The organism is Microvirga sp. M2, assembly GCF_047497095.1.
Lineage (GTDB): Bacteria > Pseudomonadota > Alphaproteobacteria > Rhizobiales > Beijerinckiaceae > Microvirga.
In genome coordinates this window covers 2666415-2687738 of record NZ_CP134063.1, presented here as the reverse complement: position 1 = coordinate 2687738, position 21324 = coordinate 2666415, and the positions used below count along the sequence as shown (strand labels likewise).

The window sequence follows — 21324 nt, the reverse complement described above, 5'->3', positions numbered from 1 at the left end:
TTGCGCAAACCGGCAACGTTAGCTTGCACCGCCGCATTTGAAACACCGTTGCAAGTCAGTTTTCGTCTGATATGTTACGTTATGTTAATACTTGTCTCTGGCGCGTATGAAGGGGAAAGCCATGACGAAGCCGATTGCCGGTCGCGAACTCGAGCCGCTCATCAAGGCGGCATCCGCATCCGTTTCAGACCTGTTGGCGTTGAGCGACGGTTCCTACTTCGCGATCCAGGTGCAATCCGGTACGAGCACGTCCGGGCAGGCCGTCAGCCAGATCGTCGGACAGATCGTCGACGCCGACGGCACTGCGCGGCCGGGCCACAAGCCATTCGTCATTGCCGAGGAGAAGGCCCGTTCCGCACCCTTCGCGGGCGCTGCGCAACATTCCGACGGACGCATCGTGGCTACGTGGACCACGAGCGAGAAGGGCCATGCGCCGATTTTGAAGGCGCGCGCTTTAGATGCTCATGGAACGGACTTGAGCCCGGTCGTCATGGTGGGGGAGGTGGAGGCTTCATCGGCGCCGGCTGTCGAACGCGCCTTTGAGGCTTTTGCAGATGTGCATGCTACTGCAAATTCCATCGATGGGGTTGGAGGCTCTCCCACTTCGGGAAAGGTTTCGTCCGGAATACATCACGAGGACAATGCGCGGGTCAGCCATCCCGAACTTGGGCTTGACCATGGAGTTCGCCTCCAAGCGCACATGGCGGCCCCAGATAAGCAGCAGGCCAGTGTTTCCTCGGTGTCGAGCACAAATGATGCATCCGGCTCCGACGGTGTATTCGAACCCCAGTCGATCACCAGCATCAGGTTGAACGGCACCAACACGCAGGACCGAGGGTTCATCAACGAGATCCCCTACAACAATCTGCAAAATGTGAAGCTGGGCGTCCTGACCGCCTCGGGCAGACTCTCGGGCGATATTAATTTCTTGGTCACGGGCACGCAGAACTTCGAGGTTCGTTACGATGAGTTAGCACAGGAGTGGTCTCTCTGGACAAAGAATCCCGCTTTCTTCGACTACGAAGCTCGGGCGGGCCAGCCGCTCAATGTCACCGTCAGGGCCGAAGATGGAGACGGGCCCGTCCAGACGACGTTCACGTTCCGGTTGAGCAATGTCAAAGAGAATCCGCACACTCTGTTGATCAGCAATACGCAGGTTTCTGAAAACCCGACGCAGGGTCAGATCATCGGTCGCCTGTCCGCCGTCAATCCGGAGGGAACGACTGTATCATGGGCCTTGGATGCCTCCTCGGTCATCCAGGGAGTTGACGTAGGACGTGATAGCTTCGGCTGGTACCTGTATGTCACTGATCCGAGCAAGTTCGACTATGAGGCCCACATTCGCCATCCCGTGAAGGTCTGGGCGAATGCGCCGGCGAGCGATAACAGCGGCACCGTGAGCACCTCGTTCACGTTCGACCTCGACGTGCTGAACGTGAACGAAGCTCCGCACATCGTCGCTCAAAACCAGACTGTTCCTACCGAGACGGCAGTTTCCGTAAGACCCTTCTCGGCGGTGACCTTCACCGATCCAGATATCAATTCTCCGGGATTCGACAGTTTCACCGTCACGGTCGCACTCGACGCCGCGAGCAAGGGTGTCCTCATCGCGGCGGCTGGAACGAAAGGCGCCTATGACGCGGCAAACGGCAGGTTCATTGTGACCGGGACGCTTGCCGAGGTGACGGCGAGCATTCAGCAACTGAGCTTCGATCCTCGGGAGCGTCCGCTCGACGGGGTTCATGCAACGGAGACGACGACGTTCACCATCACGATGGTGGATAGCGGAGGCCTGCCGGCGCCCGAGATGCCCGTTATTCAGGTGACGGCAGAGCAATCGAACTATGCGCCCCAGAATATCGTGCTGACGAGCAGAGTTCCGGGTCAGGACCCCTCGATCCCCGAAAACACGCAGAACGACGGTACGAACTATTTCGGGACGTTGAGCGCGACGGATCCGAACGGGCCGGACAACGGCTCTCTGACATTTGCCATCACCGGGAATCCGAACAACTATTTTACGGTCGAAGGCAACAAGCTCCGGCTGAGGGACAACGTCACGCTCGACTATGAATCGAACGATCCGCTTCTGCATAAGAATGGCGCATTGCACTGGTACGAGGTTACGGTCACGGCGACCGACCAACATGGCAAGCCGTCTGCGCCACAGATCGTGAACGTTTATGTCACCAATCTGAACGAGGCGCCGGGCGCCTTGGGTGTAACGAGTTCCGGAGGCGTTCTGCAGGAGAACTCCCCCAGCGACACTTTCGTGCGCCAAGTGACAGCCAGCGACGTTGATGAAGGAGACACCGTCAGATATCGCTTCGTGGGAGGAGGACTGACGGATCCGAGTGGCAAGTTTAAAATTGATTCAGGCACTGGCGAGATCAGGATAGCGCCGAATGCCAACATCAATTTCGAAGCCACGGTAGAGGAAGATCAGTGGCTCCAACCTGCCGATGCCGCTCACAATGGCAACCGGTATTATATCCTGCAGGTCGAGGCTTATGATCGGGCTGGGTTGGTCTCTCCGCCAAAGAGACTTGAAGTTCTGATTAGCAACGTCAACGAAAAGCCGAACGCGCCGACATGGAGCAATGGCTCGCCCAGTCTGCCGGCAGTTCGGGAAAACACGACATTCTCGGCCCAGATCAGGGCCACCGACCCCGATGGGCCGACGACCTTCACGTATGAGTTCGATCCAAATCAGGGCGGTGCGACCGGCGCTGCCAGCGCCAACGGCCTCTTCGCGATCAACCAGACCACCGGCGAAGTCACCCTCGCACCTGGTAAAATTCTCGACTACGAAGCCTCCACCAATGGCCAATACAAGATCTATGCCCGGGTCAAGGACGGCAGCCTTTACAGCTCCGTTCAGGAACTGATCATCAACGTCTCGGACGTCAACGAGAGGCCGTTCGCCCCGAAATGGGCGCAGAACAATGCGGCTTCGATCACGGTCGACGAGAACACGAACTTCTCCGCGCTTCTATTGGCGCGCGATCCGGATGCGTTCAACACCGTCACCTATCGCTTCGATCCGGACCACGGCGGCGACGGCGGCGTGGCCAGCGCCAACGGAATCTTCAAGATCGATCCTAACGGGAGGGTCTATCTGGCGCCGGGCGCCGTGCTCGACCACGAGAACGGCCGGGACGGCGTATACACGATCTGGGTCCAGGCCGTGGACAATCATGGCTTGCCGGGCGATGTCCAGGCGCTGCAGATCGTCGCCATCGACCTGCCCGAGGCGCCCAATGCGCCTACTGTCGATATGTTCGGGGCTGTCACGGAAAACACACCCGGCCAGAACGTCGCACTTTTGTCCGACGCTTTCGATCCGGAGGACGAGAGCGTCACCTACGATTTCGCCGACGACGTTCCTCAGGCACTGCGTGACATGTTCGTGATCACCACGTTCGGCGATGGAACGGGCGTGTTGAAGGTTTCGAATACAGGCCTCGATTTCGAGGCCGCGGACCCATTCATCCATCGGGATAACAACGGGAACGCCTATTACACCGTCAGGATCGTCGCCAAGGATCCGGGCGGTCGGGCATCGGCGCCGGTGAATATCGACGTCTACATCAACGACGTGAACGAGGCTCCGACCGGAGCGATCTACAACGTCAACATCATGAACGAGAACGCCGCGCCCAATTCGATCGTGGCTTCCGTCGACAGGGTTCTCGATCCCGACATCACGGCTGCGAACAGGGACTTCCGTTTCACCCTGGTCACCGATGCGACCGGCAATACCGCCTATACCGGCAACGCTTTCCGCATCGATCCGCTGACGGGACAGATCAAGGTCGGCCCCGGCGGTCTGCCTGATGTTGACAGGCCTCAGGACGTCCGGGTCTATGTGAAGATCACGGATCACGCGGGCAACGGCCTCTCCGTGGTGAAGGCCATCGACGTCACGGTCAATCCGTCGAATGTGAACTCGCCTCCCGGAACCCCGTCCGTCGTCGACGATTTCGTCGCTCCGCTGAACGAGAACAGTGGAGCGGTCGGAACGGTCGCGACCGTGTTCTCCAGCGATGACAATATCGGCGGCTCCCATGTGGAGTATGAGATCGTCACCAATCCAGGTGGCCTGTTCTCGATCAATCAACTGACCGGTGTCATCTCGTTCCGGGGTGGCGCTAACTACGAGGCGACCAATATCGGTCTTCTCACCGAGTTCCCCAACACGCCGCAGGAGCGCAAATATTTCGAGGTGGTGGTCCAGGCCAGGGAGGTCGGGAATACGAATGGCCTGGTGTCCGGTCAGAAGACCATCAAAGTTTATCTCAACGACGTGAACGAGGCCCCGCATCTGGCGACGACCCGGCCGACCGTGTCGATCGACGAGACCGCTGCACGGAATGTGGAGCTGACGACCTTCACGTTGACGGATCCCGATGCGAACGAGCACTTCCGCTACACCCTCACGGGCTATCCGGCAGGCATGGACGGCGCCTTCCGGGTGGACGCCACCGATCCCCAGCACCTGAAGATCGTCGTGGACGATCCGGCGAAGCTCGCGGTCGCCGCAACCAGAACCTTCACCCTCACCCTGACGGTGACGGACAAGGACGGCGCTCCCGGCGCTCTGACCGATGAATTGCACTACACGGTCACCGTCAACGACGTGCCCCCGGTCAACCATCCGCCCGTCGTGACGCATCAGGAGTTTCAAGGCATCCGCGAGGATACCGGCGCGAACCAGCCGATCGGCGGCGCTCTCGTCGCCACCGATCCGGATAACGATGCCATCACCCATTTCAATGTGGTCGGCTCGACCATGCCATTCGAAGCCCGGGAGTTCGGCGGACAATGGTACCTCGTGGTCACCGGTCCGCTGGACTATGAGACGGCCCCGGGGAGTGATGGAGTTCCCAACGGCCTTCGCTGGTACGACGTCCAGGTGACCGCGACGGCGGGAGGGCAGACCTCCGCGGCGGAGACCATCAGGGTCTACATCACGGATGTGAACCCTGAGAACACGGCTCCGGTCATCACGGCCGACGGGCCCTTGAACTGGACGGTGGACGACGATGCCGTGGTCGATCCTTTCCAGCATCTCAGCTTCTTCGATGCCGAGGATGGCGGGAACGACGACGATCCCAACACCTTTATCGATGTCGAGATCTTCTTCCTGCCAAGTCAGGGCACTTTCGAGAATCTGCCGGTTCTGGACAACTTCCCCGGAGCCACCTTCCAGTACGTCGACGGCTTCGTGCAGGTGACGGGCACGGCGCAGCAAGTGACGGCCATCGTCCAGGCCCTCCGGTTCCATACGAGGCCCCGTCCCGACGCTCAGGACGGTGCGTCGGAGCAGACCAACTTCACGGTGGTGCTGTCCGACACCGGAGGCTCCTGGACCATGCGCGAGGTCAAGGTGGATTCCCTCGCCGGTGGTCCGCACAACAACGACGTGCCGACGGACATTCAGCTGGATCACGCTACGGTTGCCGAGACCCTGGGCGTCACGCAGGTCGTGGGCAATCTGAGCGCCACGGACGAGAGCCCGTCGAATCTGACCTATACCTTCGTCACCGGCTTCGACGGGGCCGGTCATTTCACGATCGACAACACCACCCGGCAGATCAAGGTCGCGGGGGCTCTCGACTATGAGGCCACGATTGCGACGACGCCGGGTGCAGGCCTCGAGCGCGACGATGCCGGCAACCGGTTCTACCGCCTGAAGGTGATCGCCCATGACGGCACGAACGACTCCGCCCCGCAGGAAATCCTGGTCTACGTCACGGACGAGAACGAGGCGGCGACCGGCGTTTCGTTCGGCCCGGCGAATGTCGTCCGCGTCAACAGCAGGGCTGGAGACGATGTCACGACCGCGACGGCGCAGGATCCGGACACCTTCCATCCCGAGTTCCAGGTCAACAAGTTCCGGTTCACCGATTCTCAGGACGGGTCAAGCGGTTTGATCAGTGCGGATGGTCTGTTCAAGATCAACGCCAACTCCGGTCTGATCGAACTGAACCGCGATGCGACGGTTGCCGATGCAGGCAATCATACGCTGAAGGTTCGGGCCTATGACGGGAACTTGGCGAGCCCGGTCGTCGAACATGTCGTCCGTGTCCTTGGTGCGGACGAAAACGCGCCGCCGTCGAACATCGCCTTCTCGGACAACACCGTCCGCGAGAATTTGGGGCGCGGCAACATCATCGGCCGGTTCACCGCAACGGACACGGATGCGCTGACCTGGACCCTGGTCGACGATGCGGGAGGGCGTGTCGAGTTGGGCGGCAACGGGCAGTTGCTCGTGAAGAACCAGACGAAGATCGACAGCGAACTCGCCCCCACTTTCGATGTCGTGGTCGATGTTTTCGACGGTACCACCACCGTACGGTTCACGAAGACTCTTACGATACTGAATCTTCAGAAGGAGACGGTGAACGGCCTGTCGACCAATATCCCGGGGATCGGCATCGACGACTATCTCAGGGGAGGGGCCGGCGACGATACGTTGAACGGCAGCATCGGCAACGACACCCTGAGCGGAGGCGGCGGATCCGATCGCCTGAACGGGGGCGCTGGTGACGATGCATTCCGGTTCGATGCGGCAATCACGAATCTGAACACGGACAAGATCGTGCAGTTCGATCTGAAGGATCCCGGTAATCCGGCAGTCAACGGCGACCGCATCGAATTGGCTCAGACCCGGTTTACGGGGATCACGGCGGCCGACGTGGACAATGGCATCTTGAAGGCCAGCGTCTTCCATGCGGGGACGCTCGCAACCGCGCAGGCGAACCACCGCATCGTCTACAATCAGGCGACAGGGGAGATCTGGTATGACCGGGATGGCTTCGGGGTCGGAGTGGCGGCCAACTTGATCGCCACGATCATCAGCCCGACCAAGCCGGCTCTCACAAACGAGTACTTCCATCTCATCTAACGCGGGACATGTCGAGGGTGGGCTTTACGGCTCGCCCTTGAATGAAATATAATACCATCACATATGCCGGAGCCGAGGGCTGGGCATTTCAACATCAGGTCTGAAAGGGGCTCCTCATGGCCGTCAATCTCGTTCTTGCCGCTATCGCTAACAGCCCGTACCACAATTCGATCATCGACAGTGGTACGACCGCTCTCATCGATGAAAACATCCCAAACCAAACCAAAATTGCTGAAATCCAGGGTTTCGATGCGACGACGCCGCCACCCTCGGGAACCTATCGCGTCGTGATCGTTGAGGATTATGTCGGACGCTTTTCGGTCACTCAGGAGAATGGCCGCTGGTATCTGGTCGGCTTATCCCCTCAAGGCGTCAATAACTTCGACTTCGAAGATCCTGACTACGCGGGCGAATTTCCGGGCATCACTTTCCAATTCCGCGATTCGACCGATACGAACGACACAGGGGTCGTCTATCAGCAATTGGCTGTCGGTGTCCGGCTGAACGATATCGCTAACGAAGCGCCGGCCAACCAGCCGCCGCCGAGCCCGGCCACGGCCGTGAACGTCAACGAGGGCACGGCCGACGATCAGACGGTGGCGACGCTGGCGCTCAAGGACGACGACAACCAGACCATCGGCTACACCTTCCAGACCGCGCTGGCTGGCTCGAACGGGCTGATCAGCGCCGACGGCAAGTTCAAGATCGTCGGCAATGTGATCAAGACCAACGGCGCGGTGGCGGACGTGGCGCAGGACACGCCGCTGACCTATGCGGTGGTGGCCAACGACGGCACGGGCAGCGCCAACGCGACCACGACCGGCGACGTGGTGATCACCATCAAGGACGTCGCCGCGCCGCCGGCCAATCAGCCACCGCCGAGCCCGGCGACGGCCGTGAACGTCAACGAGGGCACGGCCGACGATCAGACGGTGGCGACGCTGGCGCTCAAGGACGACGACAACCAGACCATCGGCTACACCTTCCAGACCGCGCTGGCTGGCTCGAACGGGCTGATCAGCGCCGACGGCAAGTTCAAGATCGTCGGCAATGTGATCAAGACCAACGGCGCGGTGGCGGACGTGGCGCAGGACACGCCGCTGACCTATGCGGTGGTGGCCAATGACGGCACGGGCAGCGCCAACGCGACCACGACCGGCGACGTGGTGATCACCATCAAGGACGTCGCCGCGCCGCCAAGCGGCCAGACCCTCGGTATCACCGTGAACGGGAACACCACTTTCCACGGCACGGATTCGGGGCCGAGCGTATCGGCCTTCGGCGGTGTCGCGATCACCGGAGACGGCACGCTCACCCTCAAGATCGAGTTCAGCAAGTTCGAAGGCGTTCTCGAAGGAACGGGCAACGCTCAGGTCGGGTTTGAGGCCGGGCGCATCGTCTACACCTTCACCGGCACCAAGGATGTCCTCGAGGCGATCCTCGACAACGTGAAGTTCAACCCGTTCAACCGGGCGATGGCCGACGCCATGGTGCCCACCGACTTCCTGATCACCCTGGACGACGGCGATCCGGCCACCAACAATGCGGTCACCAACAACCAGATCATCGTGGAGACCGATGTTCTCGGCAACCACGCGCCGGAGGTGAGCGTTTCGGACGGCACCGGCGTGACCAGGATCGTCGATACGGGGCCGGATGTCCGTCCGCTCAAGGGGCTCAACCTCTTCGACGACGAGCATGATGCCCTGACGCTGAAGGTGAAGTTCCTCAAGGATCACGGCGACCTCGTGGTTCCTGAGGGGATCCAATGGACGAGGGCGGACGTCACGGACAACAACGGGGTCCATTACTGGGTCTACACCTTCACCGGTCTGGCTGCCGCCCTCGAAGTGATGATGGACGTCATCAAGTTCGACTCGGCCCCGGTAACGGCGGCGACCGCCCCCGGTACGGTCCGGGTGACGGATTTCGAGATCACGGTCGATGACGGGGCCTTGGGCCGCGTGCAGCCGATCCAGCATGTTGAGGTCCACTCCGTGGCCGGCAAGGTGGCCCTCGCCAACTTCGTGGCACCCCGGGAACTGGCGGCCGTGGGCACCAAGGTCGGCGACCTCACGGCGGAGGATGAACAGCACAACGCCTTCTCGTATCAGATCGTGCTCGCCAACGGCACGCTCGCGAGCACCGACGGCCGGTTCAAGATCGGCGCCGACGGCAAGTCCATCGAGGTCGCCAACGGCTTCGATCTGGATTACGAGCGGGCGCAGCGCCACACGCTCAAGCTCAAGATCACGATCGCCGACGGGGATAACGATCCGACGAACAACCTCTCGTTCCTGCAGGACGTCACCATCAACGTGGCGAACTGGGCTGCCGAGCGGACGAACGGGTCTGCCGCCAACGACTATTTCGTCGGCGGTGCGGGCAAGGATACGCTCTACGGCGGCGCCGGCAACGACAAGCTCAACGGCGGCGCCGGAAAGGACATCTTGAAGGGCGGAGCCGGCAAGGACATCTTCATCTTCAACACCAAGCTGGGCACGAGCAATGTCGACAAGATCGTGGACTTCTCGGCTCCCAACGACTCGTTCTGGCTCGAGAACAAGATCTTCACCAAACTCGGCAGCGGGACCATGGCGAAGCCCGGCAAGCTGAAGAAGGACTTCTTCGTCAAGGGCGACCATGCCCTGGATCGTAACGACTACATCATCTACGACGACAAGAAGGGCGTTCTCTACTACGACAAGGACGGCTCCGGCTCCGCCAAGGCGGTCGCATTCGCTACGGTCGGCACACACCTCAGCATCACGGAAAAGGACTTCTTCTTGATCTAGAGGCCTTCTCCGGCGGAGCGGCCGTGCATCGCCACGACCCCCGCCGTCATGGCCGCACTCGGTGCGGCCATCCACGTCTTCGGAGCGGATGAGCCATCAAGACGCGGATGCCCGGCTCAAGGCCGGGCGTGACGACGGAGGTGGTCACAACACCGTTTCGTCATGGCCGTCCCCGGACCTGATCTGGGAATCAGTCACGATTCTCGCCGTCATGGCCGCACTCGTTGCGGCCATCCACGTCTTCGGAACGCAGCGTCATGAAGACGTGGATGCCCGGCTCAGGGCCGGGCATGACGGCAAATGCCGCCTCAACGGACGTTGTCGCGCGGGCCACTCCCCAAACCGCCGCGTCCTCTTGCACCGCGACGTCATGCCGAACCGAACGGGCCAGGAAACGGCATCGGCTCTTTTCAGCAGAACCGCTCCAGCCGGATGACACGGCACGGCTCTCCCGCCTGCGCGGGCGGTGCGTGGGGCGGGCGGACGAGCAGGGCCTGCGAGCGCTCCAGAATGCTCAGCACGGACGAATCCTGGATCATGTGCGGCGTCGCCACCGGCAGCAGCATGCGTCCCGGGCCCTGGGACAGGGCGATCTCGAATTCCTCGCCGGCGAGCGAGGCGCGCATATAGTCCTGCCTCGGGCCGTTGGCGGGCAGGTCCGCGCCGAGAACGGCGTCTTCCGCCGGATCCGCGTCCGGCTGCGCATCGCCGAGCAGGGCGCGAATGGCCGGAATGAGGAAGAGAACCGTGCAGACGAGAGTGGAAACCGGGTTGCCGGGAAGTCCCAGCAGAAGCATCTCTCCGAGCTTGCCGTGCATCAGGGGCTTGCCCGGGCGAAGGGCCACGCGCCAGAAGCCGAGTTCCATTCCCTGACGCCGCAGCGCCTTCTGAACGAGATCGTGCTCGCCCACGGATGCGCCTCCGAGCGTCACGAGGATGTCGGCGCCGGCATCCCGCGCGGCCTGAATCCGCTCTTCCAGGGATTCGAGCGTGTCGCGCGCGATGCCGAGATCGATGGCTTCCGCGCCCGCCTTCTCGGCCATCAGGGCGGTGGCGGGCAGGCTCGACGCGGTGATCTGGTCGGGACCGGCCGTCTCGCCCGCCCGCACCAGTTCGTCGCCGGTCGCCAGGATGGCGACGCGGGGCTTCCTCCTCACGGGGAGGCTGGCATGTCCCATGGCGGCCGCAAGGGCGATATGGCGGGAATCGAGGCGAAGCCCTGCCTGCAGGAGCACGTCGCCCGCCGCGAAATCGAGACCGGCCCTGCGGATATGCTGGCCCGGACGTGGCACCTCCTTCACGGTCACCCGATGGCCCGCGGCTTCGGTGTCCTCCTGGATCACGATGGTGTCCGCCCCGTCGGGGAGCGGCGCGCCGGTGAAGATGCGCACGGCCTGCTGCGGCGCGAGCGTGCCGGAAAAGCGCTGCCCGGCGGCACTGGTGCCGATGACCTCAAGGGTCGCGGGAACCTGCGCCGCGTCGGCGCTGCGCACGGCGTAGCCGTCCATGGCGGAAGCCGGGAAGGGCGGCTGGTCGCGACGGGCGCTCACATCCTCCGCCAAGGCGCGGCCCGCGCAGGCGGACAGCGGCACATGCTCGATGGAAACCGGCCGCTCGACGCTCGCCAGCACGCGGGACAGGGCATCCTCGACCGAAATCAGGCTCATCAGGCTCATGGCGCCTCGAACACTCCCGAGCGTCCGCCGCTCTTCATGCGAAGCCGCACGTTGTCGATGCGCATGCCTTTGTCGGCGGCTTTGACCATGTCGTAGATCGTGAGGCACGCCACCGAGACGGCGGTGAGCGCCTCCATCTCGACGCCCGTCTTCCCCGAGACCTTCACCTCCGCCGTCACGCGCACGCCGGGAAGCGCATCGTCCAACGCGCATTCCACCTTCACCTTGGAGATGAGCAGCGGATGGCAGAGAGGGATCAGTTCGTGGGTGCGCTTCGAGGCCATGATGCCGGCGAGCCGCGCGGTGCCGAGCACGTCGCCCTTCTTGGCGTCGCCCTGGCGGATCAGCGCGAGGGTGTCGGGCCGCATTACCACGCATCCTTCCGCGATCGCGGTGCGGCTGGTGACGTCCTTGTCGGACACGTCCACCATGTTGGCCTCGCCGCTCGCGTCGAGATGCGTGAGCGACGTCATGCGGCCTCTCCAAACAGCAGGCGCTTCGTGGCCGCCGCCACGTCCGCCTGGCGCATCAGGCTCTCGCCCACGAGGAAGGTGCGGATCTTCACCCGCGTGAGGCGCTCGATGTCCTGAAGCGTGAAGATCCCGCTCTCGCCGACGACGATGCGGTCCGCCGGGATCAGCGGGGCCAGTTCCTCGCTCACGGCGAGCGAGACCTCGAAGGTGCGAAGATTGCGGTTGTTGATTCCGATCAGCTTCGTGCCGAGCGGGATCGCGCGTTCCAGCTCCGCCCGGTCATGCACTTCGACGAGCACGTCCATGCCGAGCTCGTGGGCGGTGTCGATCAGCGCGCGGGCCTCCTCGTCCGAGACGCTCGCCATGATGACGAGAATGCAGTCCGCCCCCCAGGCGCGGGCTTCGTAGACCTGATAGGGCTCGAAGAGAAAGTCCTTGCGCAGAGCCGGCAGGCCGGAGGCCTCGCGGGCCTGGTTCAGGTATTCGGGCCTGCCCTGGAAGGAGGGCTCGTCGGTCAGCACCGAGAGACAGGTCGCGCCGCCTTCCGCGTAAGCCCGGGCGAGGCTCGGCGGATCGAAATCCGGGCGGATCAGCCCCTTCGAGGGGCTCGCCTTCTTCACTTCGGCGATCAGGGCGGGGCGCCCTTGCGAAAGATGCCGCTCGATCGCGGTCGCGAAGCCTCGCGCCGGCGGGGCCTGGAGCGCGAGCCGCTTCATCTCCTCCAGGGAAACGGCCGCTTTCGCCGCCGCGATTTCCTGGCGCTTATAGGCTTCGATCCTGCTCAGAACATCGGTCATCGCAGCACCTCACGCATTCGAGACTTTGACAAGGCGTTCCAGCGTACCCTTGGCGGCCCCGCCGTCGAGGGCCTGCGAGGCGCGCCCCAGGCCCTCCCGGAGGTTCGCCGCGGCGTCCGCGATCACCAGGGCGGCGGCGGCATTGAGCAGCGCCACGTCGCGATAGGCGTTGCGCGCGCCCTCGAGCACGGCTCGCAGGGCCTTCGCATTGTGCTCGGGATCGCCGCCCTTGAGGTCTTCCAGCTTCGAGGTCGGCAATCCGACCTCGTCGGGCGTCACGGTAAAGCGGCGGATGGCGCCGTTTTCGAGCGCGGCCACGAAGGTCGGTCCGGTGGTGGTCATCTCGTCGAGGCCGTCGGAGCCGTGCACCGTCCAGACGCGCCTGGAGCCGAGCTCCTTGAGGACCTGGGTGAGCGGTTCGAGCCAGGCTTCCGAGAACACGCCGAGAAGCTGGTTCCGGACGCCGGCCGGATTGGCGAGCGGCCCGAGCAGATTGAAGATCGTGCGGGTGCCGAGCTCCACGCGCACGGGCGCCACATGGCGCATCGCCGCATGATGCGTCTGGGCGAACATGAAGCACAGGCCGGCCTCGTTGACGCAGCGCTCCAGACCCTTCGGGTCGAGCCCGAGCTTCACCCCGAGCGAGGACAGCACGTCCGCCGTACCCGATTTGGACGACGCCGCGCGGTTCCCGTGCTTGGCGACCGGAACGCCGCAGGCGGCGGTGATGATCGACGCGAGCGTCGAGATGTTATAGCTGCCGGAATGGTCGCCGCCCGTGCCGACGATGTCGACGGCGTTATCCGGCGCCTTCACCGGCAGCATGCGGCCGCGCATGGCGGTCACCGCGCCGACGATCTCGTCGAGGGATTCGCCGCGAACCCGCAGCGCCATGAGGAATGCTCCGCCCTGCGCCGGCGTCACTTCGCCGGAGAGCAGGTCGTCAAACGCCCATCGCGCCTCGTCCCGGGTCAGAGCGGCGCCGGTTGCGACTTTAGCGAGATAGGATTTGAAGGATTCCATCGGTTCATTGCCTTGGGGTTAAGCGGCGGTTTCAAGCAGGACTTGAAGGTTCAAGCAGAACTTTCGGTTTCAAACAGGACTTGCGCCGATCCGCCGCTGCTTGTCGTTCCAGGCTGCCGCCAGGTCGAAGAAGTTGCGCATGATCGTCACCCCGTGCTCGGACAGGATGCTCTCGGGGTGAAACTGCACGCCGTGAATCGGGAGCGAGCGGTGCGACAGCCCCATGACGAGGCCGTCGGCCGTCTCGGCCGTGACGGCCAGTATCTCCGGGCAGGATTCCCGGTCCACGATCAGCGAGTGATAGCGGGTCGCCCTGAAGGGGCCGTTGATGCCGCGGAACACCGTCTCTCCCCGATGCTCCACCTCCGAGACCTTGCCGTGCATCGGCAGGGGCGCACGGCTCACCGTGCCGCCGAACACCTGGCCAATGGCCTGCAGGCCGAGGCAGACGCCGAAGGTGGGGATTTCAGGCGAGGCGCGCTTCACGAGATCGAGGCAGATCCCGGCTTCGTTCGGCGTGCAGGGCCCGGGGGAGAGCACGATGGCGTCCGGCCCCGAGGCCAGCACCTCGTCGGTGGTGACGGCGTCGTTGCGCACGACATCGACGGAGGTCGCGAGAGGGCCGAGCAGATGCACCAGATTCCAGGTGAAGCTGTCGTAATTGTCGATGACGAGAACGCGGGTCATGGCGCACCGACGTTCGCGTATGCGGCGGGCCCGGTCAAGGGAGGCATTGCGGCTATGACGGTCACTGGCCGATCCTCGCCTGGCTCGCGAAGCGCACGGCCTCTTCGGCGGCCCGGAACAGAGCCTTGGCCTTGTTGATGCATTCCTGCTGCTCGGAGGCCGGATCGGAATCGTACACGATGCCGGCCCCGGCCTGGACGGCCATGCGCCCGTCCTTCACCACGGCGGTGCGCAGCACGATGCAGGTATCCATCTCGCCGTTGGCGCCGAAATAGCCGATGCATCCGGCGTAGGGGCCGCGCTTGTCCTTCTCCAGCTCGTCGATGATCTGCATGGCGCGCACCTTCGGGGCGCCGGAGACCGTGCCCGCCGGAAAGCCCGCCACGAGGGCGTCGAGGGCGTCGAACGAGGGGTCGAGGCGGCCCTCGACGTTCGAGACGATGTGCATCACCTGGCTGTAATATTCGAGGAAGAAGGAATCCGTGACCTGGACGGTGCCCATCTCGGCCACGCGGCCCACGTCGTTGCGGCCGAGATCGAGCAGCATGAGATGCTCGGCCCGCTCCTTCTGGTCGGCGAGCAGGCTTTCCGCATGGGCGCGGTCCTCGGCGGCGGTCTTGCCGCGCGGGCGCGTGCCGGCGATCGGGCGGATCGTCACTTTGCCGTCGCGCATCCGAACCAGGATCTCGGGCGAGGAGCAGACGATCTGGAAATCCTCGAAGTCGAGATAGCACAGGAACGGTGCCGGATTGACGCGGCGCAGCGAACGATAGAGCGCGAAGGCCGGGAGGGGGAACGCCGCCTCGAAACGCTGCGACAGCACCACCTGGAAGATGTCGCCTGCGCGGATGTAGTCCTTGGCCCTCGCGACCATGTCCTCGAACTCGCCCGGTGTCGTATTCGAGACCGGAGGGTCGAAATGGATGGCGGTCGGATCGCTGCGGTCCTCGATGGGAAGCGGCTGCTCGAGGGCGTGGGTCACCGCGTCGAGCCGCGCGAGCGCCGCCTCGTAGGCGGCTTTCGCCGGGATGCCGGATTGCGGGCGCACGGGCGTGATCAGCGAGATCTCGTCCTTCACCGCATCGAACACCACCATCACGGTGGGGCGGATCAGGATCGCGTCCGGCACTTCGAGCACGTCCGCGTTCACTTCGGGCAGGCGCTCCATCTGGCGCACCATGTCGTAGCCCAGATAGCCGAAGAGGCCCGCCGCCATGGGTGGCAGCTCGTCGGAGAGCGGCAGGGCGCTTTCCCTGATGAGCGCCCGCAGGCTGTCCAGGGCAGGGCGCTCGTCGGTGACGAAGCGCCTGTCACGGGCGAGCGCATTGCGGTCGATGGCGGCGACGCCGTCCTGGCATCGCCACACGAGGTCCGGATCGAGACCGATCATCGAGAAGCGGCCCCGCGTGGCGCCGCCCTCCACGGATTCCAGCAGAAAGGCGGAGCCTTGCCGGTGGTGCCGCAGCTTGATGAAGGCGGCCACGGGAGTGAGGAGGTCGCCGACGAGGGTGGCGCGCAGGACACCCGCTTCGCCTTCCCCGTAGGCCTCCGCAAAAGTCTCGAAATCGGGCGCGATGCTCATGGCTCAGAATTCGCCGCTGCCTGTCGCCTGCTGCAGGGCGCGCTGGTTGACGGTGACGCCGAGATCCTGTCGGGCCTGGGCGATGTACTGGTTGATCAGGTCGTCGCTCATGCCGTTGCGCAGCTGGGTCTCGACATTCTGCGCTTCCTGGGTCGTGGTGACCATGGGCGGCACGGTGGCGGCCGTGACCTTGTAGACGACGCGTGAATCGGTTCCGTTCGCCGCGTTGCCGGCCTTGCCGACGGGGGTCGCGAAGATGCGGTTCACGGCATCGGCCGAGAGGTCGTCCTTCGCGGCGTTCCGGGCGAGATCGGTCGCGGTCTTCGCGTCCACGCCCACGTCCTGGGCCACGGCCTCGATGGCCTCGCCCTTGTCGAGGCGCTCGGTAAGCTGCGTGGCTTTCTCGGCCAGGCGCTGGCTCACCTGGTCCTCACGCCACTGCGCGGCGACCTGATCGCGGACCTCGTCGAGGGTCTTCTCGCGGGAGGGGTCGATTCCCGTCACGTCGTACCAGACAAAACCGGAGGCGGTGCGAAGAGGCTCGTTGTCGACGCCGATATCCGACGCGAAGGCCGCCTTGGCGAGGGCGTCGCGGTCGGGCGCATTCACCGGATTCCCGGTCTTGTCGAGGCCTTGGGCGTCCATGGCCGGCACCTGGACGAGGGTCAGGCCCTTCTCCTTGGCGATGTCGGCGAGCGGCTTGGCGCCGGCGCGCAGATCCTCGATCTCGTCATGGATCCGCTCGATCTGGTCCTGGGCGCGCTCGCGCGCGATCTCACCACGGATTTCGGCCGCGACCTCCTCGAAGGGACGGACGGATTCGGGCTGGATCTGGGTCACGCGAAGAATCACCGGACCGAAGCGGCCCTGGACCGGGTCGCTCACGCCGCCCTCGGGCAGGCTGAAGGCGGCATCGGCCACCGCGGGATCGAGCATCTCGGCCTTCGAGAAGGTGCCGAGTTCGAGGCCCGAGGCGGAAACCCCGCGCTCCGTGGCGAGGGCGGCGAAATCGGTGCCTTCCTTGATCTTGGCGGACGCCGCCTGCGCGTCGTCCATGGACGTGAAGGGGATCTGCTGGATCGTGCGGCGTTCCGGCTGGCCGTATTTCGCCTTCTGCTGGTCGTAGAACTGGCGGGCATCGGCTTCCGAAACATCGTCGGGCTTGGCGATGGCGGCGGCGTCGAGCGCCATGGCGTTGACGGCGCGGTATTCCGGGAAACGGTAGCCGGCCTTGTGCTCCTCGAAGAAGCTCTTGAGCTGCTCGTCGGTGGGAGCCGGGATGTCCCCCGCCATCCCGGCATTCAGCACGAGATAGGTGGCGGTACGCCGTTCGGCGGCGAAGCGGTGGAGGGCTTCCTTCGCGGCGGCCGGAACGGTCACGTCGCCGGCAAGCGCGTCCGCCAGCTGGGCGCGCGCCATGGCGGAGCGCTGCTCCTGCACGAATCCGGGCTCCGAGAGGCCGGCATTGCGCAGCGCCTGATCGAACAGGGCGCGGTTGAACTGGCCGTCGGGGCCCTTGAAGGCGGGGTTCTCGACGATGGAGCGGGCCACGAGCTCGTCCGAGACGGACAGGCCCAGGCGCTTGGCCTCCTCGGCCATGACGGCTTCGGTCACGAGGGAGTTGAGCACCTGCTGGTCGAGGCCGAACAGGCGGGCCTGCTCGGGGCTGATCACCGTGCGGAATTGCCGGCTCAGCTGCTGAAGCTGGTTCGTGTAGGCGTTACGAACCTGATTGACCGAGATGTGGGTCTTGCCCACCTCGGCGACCGTCGATTCCGGCCTCGTGCGGAAGATGTCGCCGATTCCCCAGATCGCGAAGCTGATGATCAGCCCCACGAAGAAGACGGTGGCGATGATTTTGCCGACCAGGGTCTGCCCAGCCTTGCGCATGTTCCGAAGCATCGTGAACCCGTTCTCAAAAAACTCATTCAACAGGCCGATAGCCCATCAAAGGCCCGGGGAAAAGGGCAAGTCGGGTTGAAACCGGAGTTAAGCCTCTGTACTTCCAACTTATCAAGCGTGACAGGAGTTCTGGAATGAGCGTCGATAGGCCGCGCCCGCTGGTGGCGGGCAACTGGAAGATGAACGGTCTGATGAGGTCCGCGGCCAAGGTCCTGGGCGAGATCCATGCGGGATACACACCCGGCCTGCGGGCCAAGGCCGATCTCGTGGTCTGCCCGCCCGCAACGCTCGTGTCGGCCTTCGCCCACATGTCGCTCGGCACCCGGGTGGCGATCGGCGGCCAGGACTGCCACGCCAAGGAATCCGGGGCCTTCACGGGCGATCTCTCGGCCGAGATGCTGGCCGATGCCGGGGCCGCCTATGTGATCGTCGGGCATTCCGAGCGCCGGCAGTACCACCGCGAGAAGGATGCCGATGTCTGCGCCAAGGCCGTCGCGGCCCACCGGGCAGGACTGGCCGCCATCGTGTGCGTCGGCGAGACCCGCGAGGAGCGCGAGGCGGGCAAGGCTCTCTCGGTCGTCCGCAAGCAGCTGCGCGGTTCGATCCCGGCCGATTCCAACAGTCACAATCTCGTGGTGGCCTATGAACCCGTCTGGGCCATCGGCACGGGCCTGACCCCGACCGCCGCCGACGTGGCCGAAATGCACGCCACGATCCGCGAGGAACTCAAGCGCCTCGTGGGCAAGGCGGATTACGGCCGGGTGCGGATTCTCTACGGGGGCTCCGTGAAGCCTTCGAACGCGGCCGAGCTGATGGGCGTCGAGAACGTCGACGGCGCTCTCGTGGGCGGCGCGAGCCTCGTGGCCGCGGATTTCCTCGCGATCGCCGGGGCCTATCTGGGCTGACGTCACACCCGCCGCCATCCCGGGGTCGCGACGATGCAGAACGAGGCGGGGGGCATGCTTCTCCTCCGCTGCGTCGCGGCGACGGGCCCCGCCCGTGCGGGATGGCGCCGGGGTCTTGGTTTTCCGGGGCGCTTCTACAACAAAAGCGCCCTTGCGGGTCTTTGATCCTGCGCCCACCTATGCTACAGGCCGCCGCAACGAACGGATTGCGAGCGGCTGACGCATTTCAAGCGCAGCCGCTTGAGGTTTTTGGAACGATGCAAACAGTTCTCATTATTATCCACCTGGTCATTGTGCTCGCCCTGATCGGCGTGGTTCTCCTGCAGCGCTCCGAAGGCGGCGGCATGGGGCTCGGCGGCGGCGGAGGCGGCGGCGTGTCCGGTTTCATGACCGGCCGCGGCCAGGCCAACGCCCTGACCCGCGCGACCGCGATTCTCGCCGGTCTGTTCTTTGTGACGAGCATTGCGCTGACCGTCATGGCGACGACGAGCCGGGGACCGCGTTCGATTCTCGACGGGGCCGCTCCGGCTCCCGCCGGCCAGACGGCGCCCGCTGCGCCGCAGGGAGGCAGCGTGCTCGAGCAGCTGCAACGTCTCCAGGGCGAGCAGCCGGCGAATCCGGCTCCTGCGCCCAATGCTCCGGCGCCGGCGCCCGCAGCGCCTCAGCAGTAAGCCAAGCAGCAGGGCCGGAACTCCGGCCCTCTTCTTTTGTGGATGGTTTCGGGGCGGCAGGATTCGCGCATTGCGAATCGGCGCTCCTTATTGATGGATAGGGGTCCATGACGCGGTACGTATTTATCACCGGCGGCGTGGTGTCTTCGCTCGGCAAGGGATTGGCTTCGGCCGCCCTGGGAGCGCTTCTCCAAGCACGCGGCTACAAGGTCAGGCTTCGCAAGCTCGACCCATATCTCAACGTCGATCCGGGGACGATGAGTCCCTATCAGCACGGCGAGGTCTTCGTGACCGACGACGGCGCCGAGACGGATCTGGACCTGGGCCATTACGAGCGCTTCACGGGCGTTCCGGCCTCCAGGGCCGACAACATCACCACGGGCCGGATCTATCTCGACATCATCACCAAGGAGCGGCGCGGCGACTATCTCGGCGCCACGATCCAGGTGATTCCGCATGTCACCAACGCCATCAAGGACTTCGTGCTCACGGGTAACGAGGGCTTCGACTTCGTGCTGGTGGAAATCGGCGGCACGGTCGGCGATATCGAGGGCCTGCCGTTCTTCGAGGCGATCCGCCAGCTCGGCAACGACCTGGAGCGCGGCCAGGCGATCTACGTCCACCTGACCCTGCTGCCGTTCATTCCCTCGGCGGGAGAGCTGAAGACGAAGCCGACGCAGCACTCGGTCGCCGAACTCCGATCCATCGGCATCCAGCCCGACATCCTGCTCTGCCGCACGGATCGCGAGATCCCCAAGGATGAGCGCCGCAAGCTGGCTCTCTTCTGCAACGTGCGCGAGACGGCCGTGATCGAGGCGCGCGACGCCCGTTCGATCTACGACGTGCCGCTCGCCTATCACGAGGCCGGGCTCGACAGCGAAGTGCTGGCCGCTTTCGGTCTGGACGGCTCCAAGAGCCCGGACCTGAGCCGCTGGACGAAGATCTCCGAGCGCGTTCACAACCCCGAGGGCGAGGTGAACATCGCCGTCGTCGGCAAGTATACGGGCCTCAAGGACGCCTATAAGTCGCTCATCGAGTCCCTGTATCATGGCGGCATCGCCAATCAGGTGAAGGTGAACCTGCACTGGATCGAGAGCGAGATCTTCGAGAACGAGGATCCGGCTCCGTTCCTCGAAGGCATTCACGGCATCATGGTGCCGGGCGGCTTCGGCCAGCGCGGCGCGGAGGGCAAGATCCGGGCGGCCCGTTTCGCCCGCGAGCGGAAGGTGCCCTATTTCGGCATCTGCTTCGGCATGCAGATGGCGGTGATCGAGGCGGCCCGCTCGCTCGCCGGGATCAAGGAAGCCAATTCCACCGAATTCGGCCCGACCCCGGAGCCCGTGGTCGGCATTCTGACCGAGTGGCTGCGCGGCAACGAGCTCGAGAAGCGCGTGGCGGGGGGCGATCTCGGCGGAACCATGCGGCTGGGCGCCTTTCAGGCGAAGCTCGCTCCCGGCAGCAAGGTGGCCGAGATCTACGGCGGCACGGAGATCTCCGAGCGCCACCGCCACCGCTACGAGGTCAACATGTCCTACCGCGAGCGGCTGGAAGCCAAGGGCCTGCGCTTCTCGGGCGTGTCGCCCGACGGCGTTCTGCCCGAGATCGTGGAATACGAGGACCATCCCTGGTTCATCGGTGTCCAGTACCATCCGGAGCTGAAGTCGCGGCCCTTCGAGCCGCATCCCCTCTTCAAGAGCTTCATTCACGCCGCCGTGGAGCAGAGCCGGCTGGTGTGAGGCATCCTCCGCCGTCACGCCCTTCCGTTTTCCATGATGCCCGGCCTCGTGCCGGGCATTCGCGTTCTGGCGCATCGTGCGAAAAAGTGGCCCCGGTTTTTCGCTCAAACGATGCGCTCTTACCAAGAAGGGAGCATCGGACGTGGAAAGGGGAAATCCACTTTTCA

General features: G+C 64.3%; 13 protein-coding genes. 5 read left to right on the top strand and 8 right to left on the bottom strand.

Annotated features, from left to right (window positions below; all coding sequences use genetic code 11):
* The first annotated feature begins 121 nt into the window (after positions 1-121).
* Both RE429_RS12700 and RE429_RS12695 read left to right on the top strand, forming a co-directional pair.
* Positions 122-6910, top strand: a complete 6789-nt coding sequence (locus RE429_RS12700; protein WP_414471130.1) for a cadherin domain-containing protein — start codon at positions 122-124, stop codon at positions 6908-6910.
* Positions 6911-7026: 116 nt separating this feature from the next.
* Complete coding sequence (locus tag RE429_RS12695) at positions 7027-9705, top strand: hypothetical protein (RefSeq protein WP_414471129.1); 2679 nt, start codon at positions 7027-7029, stop codon at positions 9703-9705.
* A 190-nt stretch (positions 9706-9895) separates the two neighbouring features.
* Here RE429_RS12695 and RE429_RS12690 read toward each other — a convergent pair whose 3' ends face one another.
* The 8 genes from RE429_RS12690 to RE429_RS12655 all read right to left on the bottom strand — a co-directional run bounded on the left by RE429_RS12690 (position 9896) and on the right by RE429_RS12655 (position 17833).
* Entirely contained in the window at positions 9896-10144 is a 249-nt protein-coding gene (locus RE429_RS12690; RefSeq protein ID WP_414471128.1) for a hypothetical protein, read from the bottom strand.
* A complete protein-coding gene (glp, locus tag RE429_RS12685) occupies positions 10116-11372 on the bottom strand; it encodes a gephyrin-like molybdotransferase Glp (RefSeq protein WP_414474187.1) in 1257 nt (418 codons plus the stop codon). The genes RE429_RS12690 and glp overlap by 29 nt, the downstream gene beginning before the upstream one ends.
* Positions 11373-11377: 5 nt before the next feature.
* Positions 11378-11854: a cyclic pyranopterin monophosphate synthase MoaC gene (gene moaC, locus RE429_RS12680; protein ID WP_414471127.1), complete on the bottom strand. Its 477-nt coding sequence runs from the start codon at positions 11852-11854 to the stop codon at positions 11378-11380.
* A complete protein-coding gene (gene trpC / locus RE429_RS12675; RefSeq protein WP_414471126.1) occupies positions 11851-12651 on the bottom strand; it encodes an indole-3-glycerol phosphate synthase TrpC in 801 nt (266 codons plus the stop codon). Before trpC ends, moaC begins: the two co-directional genes overlap by 4 nt.
* A gap of 9 nt (positions 12652-12660) precedes the next feature.
* Positions 12661-13674 (bottom strand): anthranilate phosphoribosyltransferase, encoded by a 1014-nt coding sequence (trpD, locus tag RE429_RS12670; protein ID WP_414471125.1) that lies wholly within the window; start codon positions 13672-13674, stop codon positions 12661-12663.
* A gap of 69 nt (positions 13675-13743) precedes the next feature.
* On the bottom strand, positions 13744-14361 hold the full coding sequence (locus RE429_RS12665) for an anthranilate synthase component II (RefSeq protein WP_414471124.1): 618 nt from the start codon (positions 14359-14361) through the stop codon (positions 13744-13746).
* Between the two features lie 61 nt (positions 14362-14422).
* Complete coding sequence (trpE, locus tag RE429_RS12660; protein WP_414471123.1) at positions 14423-15943, bottom strand: anthranilate synthase component I; 1521 nt, start codon at positions 15941-15943, stop codon at positions 14423-14425.
* A gap of 3 nt (positions 15944-15946) precedes the next feature.
* The gene (locus RE429_RS12655) at positions 15947-17833 is read right to left on the bottom strand and encodes a SurA N-terminal domain-containing protein (protein ID WP_414471122.1); all 1887 of its coding nucleotides are present in this window, start codon (positions 17831-17833) and stop codon (positions 15947-15949) included.
* A 146-nt stretch (positions 17834-17979) separates the two neighbouring features.
* On the opposite strand from RE429_RS12655, the gene tpiA reads away from it, so the two are divergent.
* The 3 genes from tpiA (at position 17980) to RE429_RS12640 (ending at position 21157) form a co-directional block, all read left to right on the top strand.
* Positions 17980-18750 (top strand): triose-phosphate isomerase, encoded by a 771-nt coding sequence (tpiA, locus tag RE429_RS12650; RefSeq protein WP_414471121.1) that lies wholly within the window; start codon positions 17980-17982, stop codon positions 18748-18750.
* A gap of 257 nt (positions 18751-19007) precedes the next feature.
* The gene (secG, locus tag RE429_RS12645) at positions 19008-19421 is read left to right on the top strand and encodes a preprotein translocase subunit SecG (protein ID WP_414471120.1); all 414 of its coding nucleotides are present in this window, start codon (positions 19008-19010) and stop codon (positions 19419-19421) included.
* Positions 19422-19528: 107 nt separating this feature from the next.
* Positions 19529-21157, top strand: a complete 1629-nt coding sequence (locus RE429_RS12640) for a CTP synthase (protein ID WP_414471119.1) — start codon at positions 19529-19531, stop codon at positions 21155-21157.
* The last annotated feature ends 167 nt before the right edge of the window (positions 21158-21324 follow it).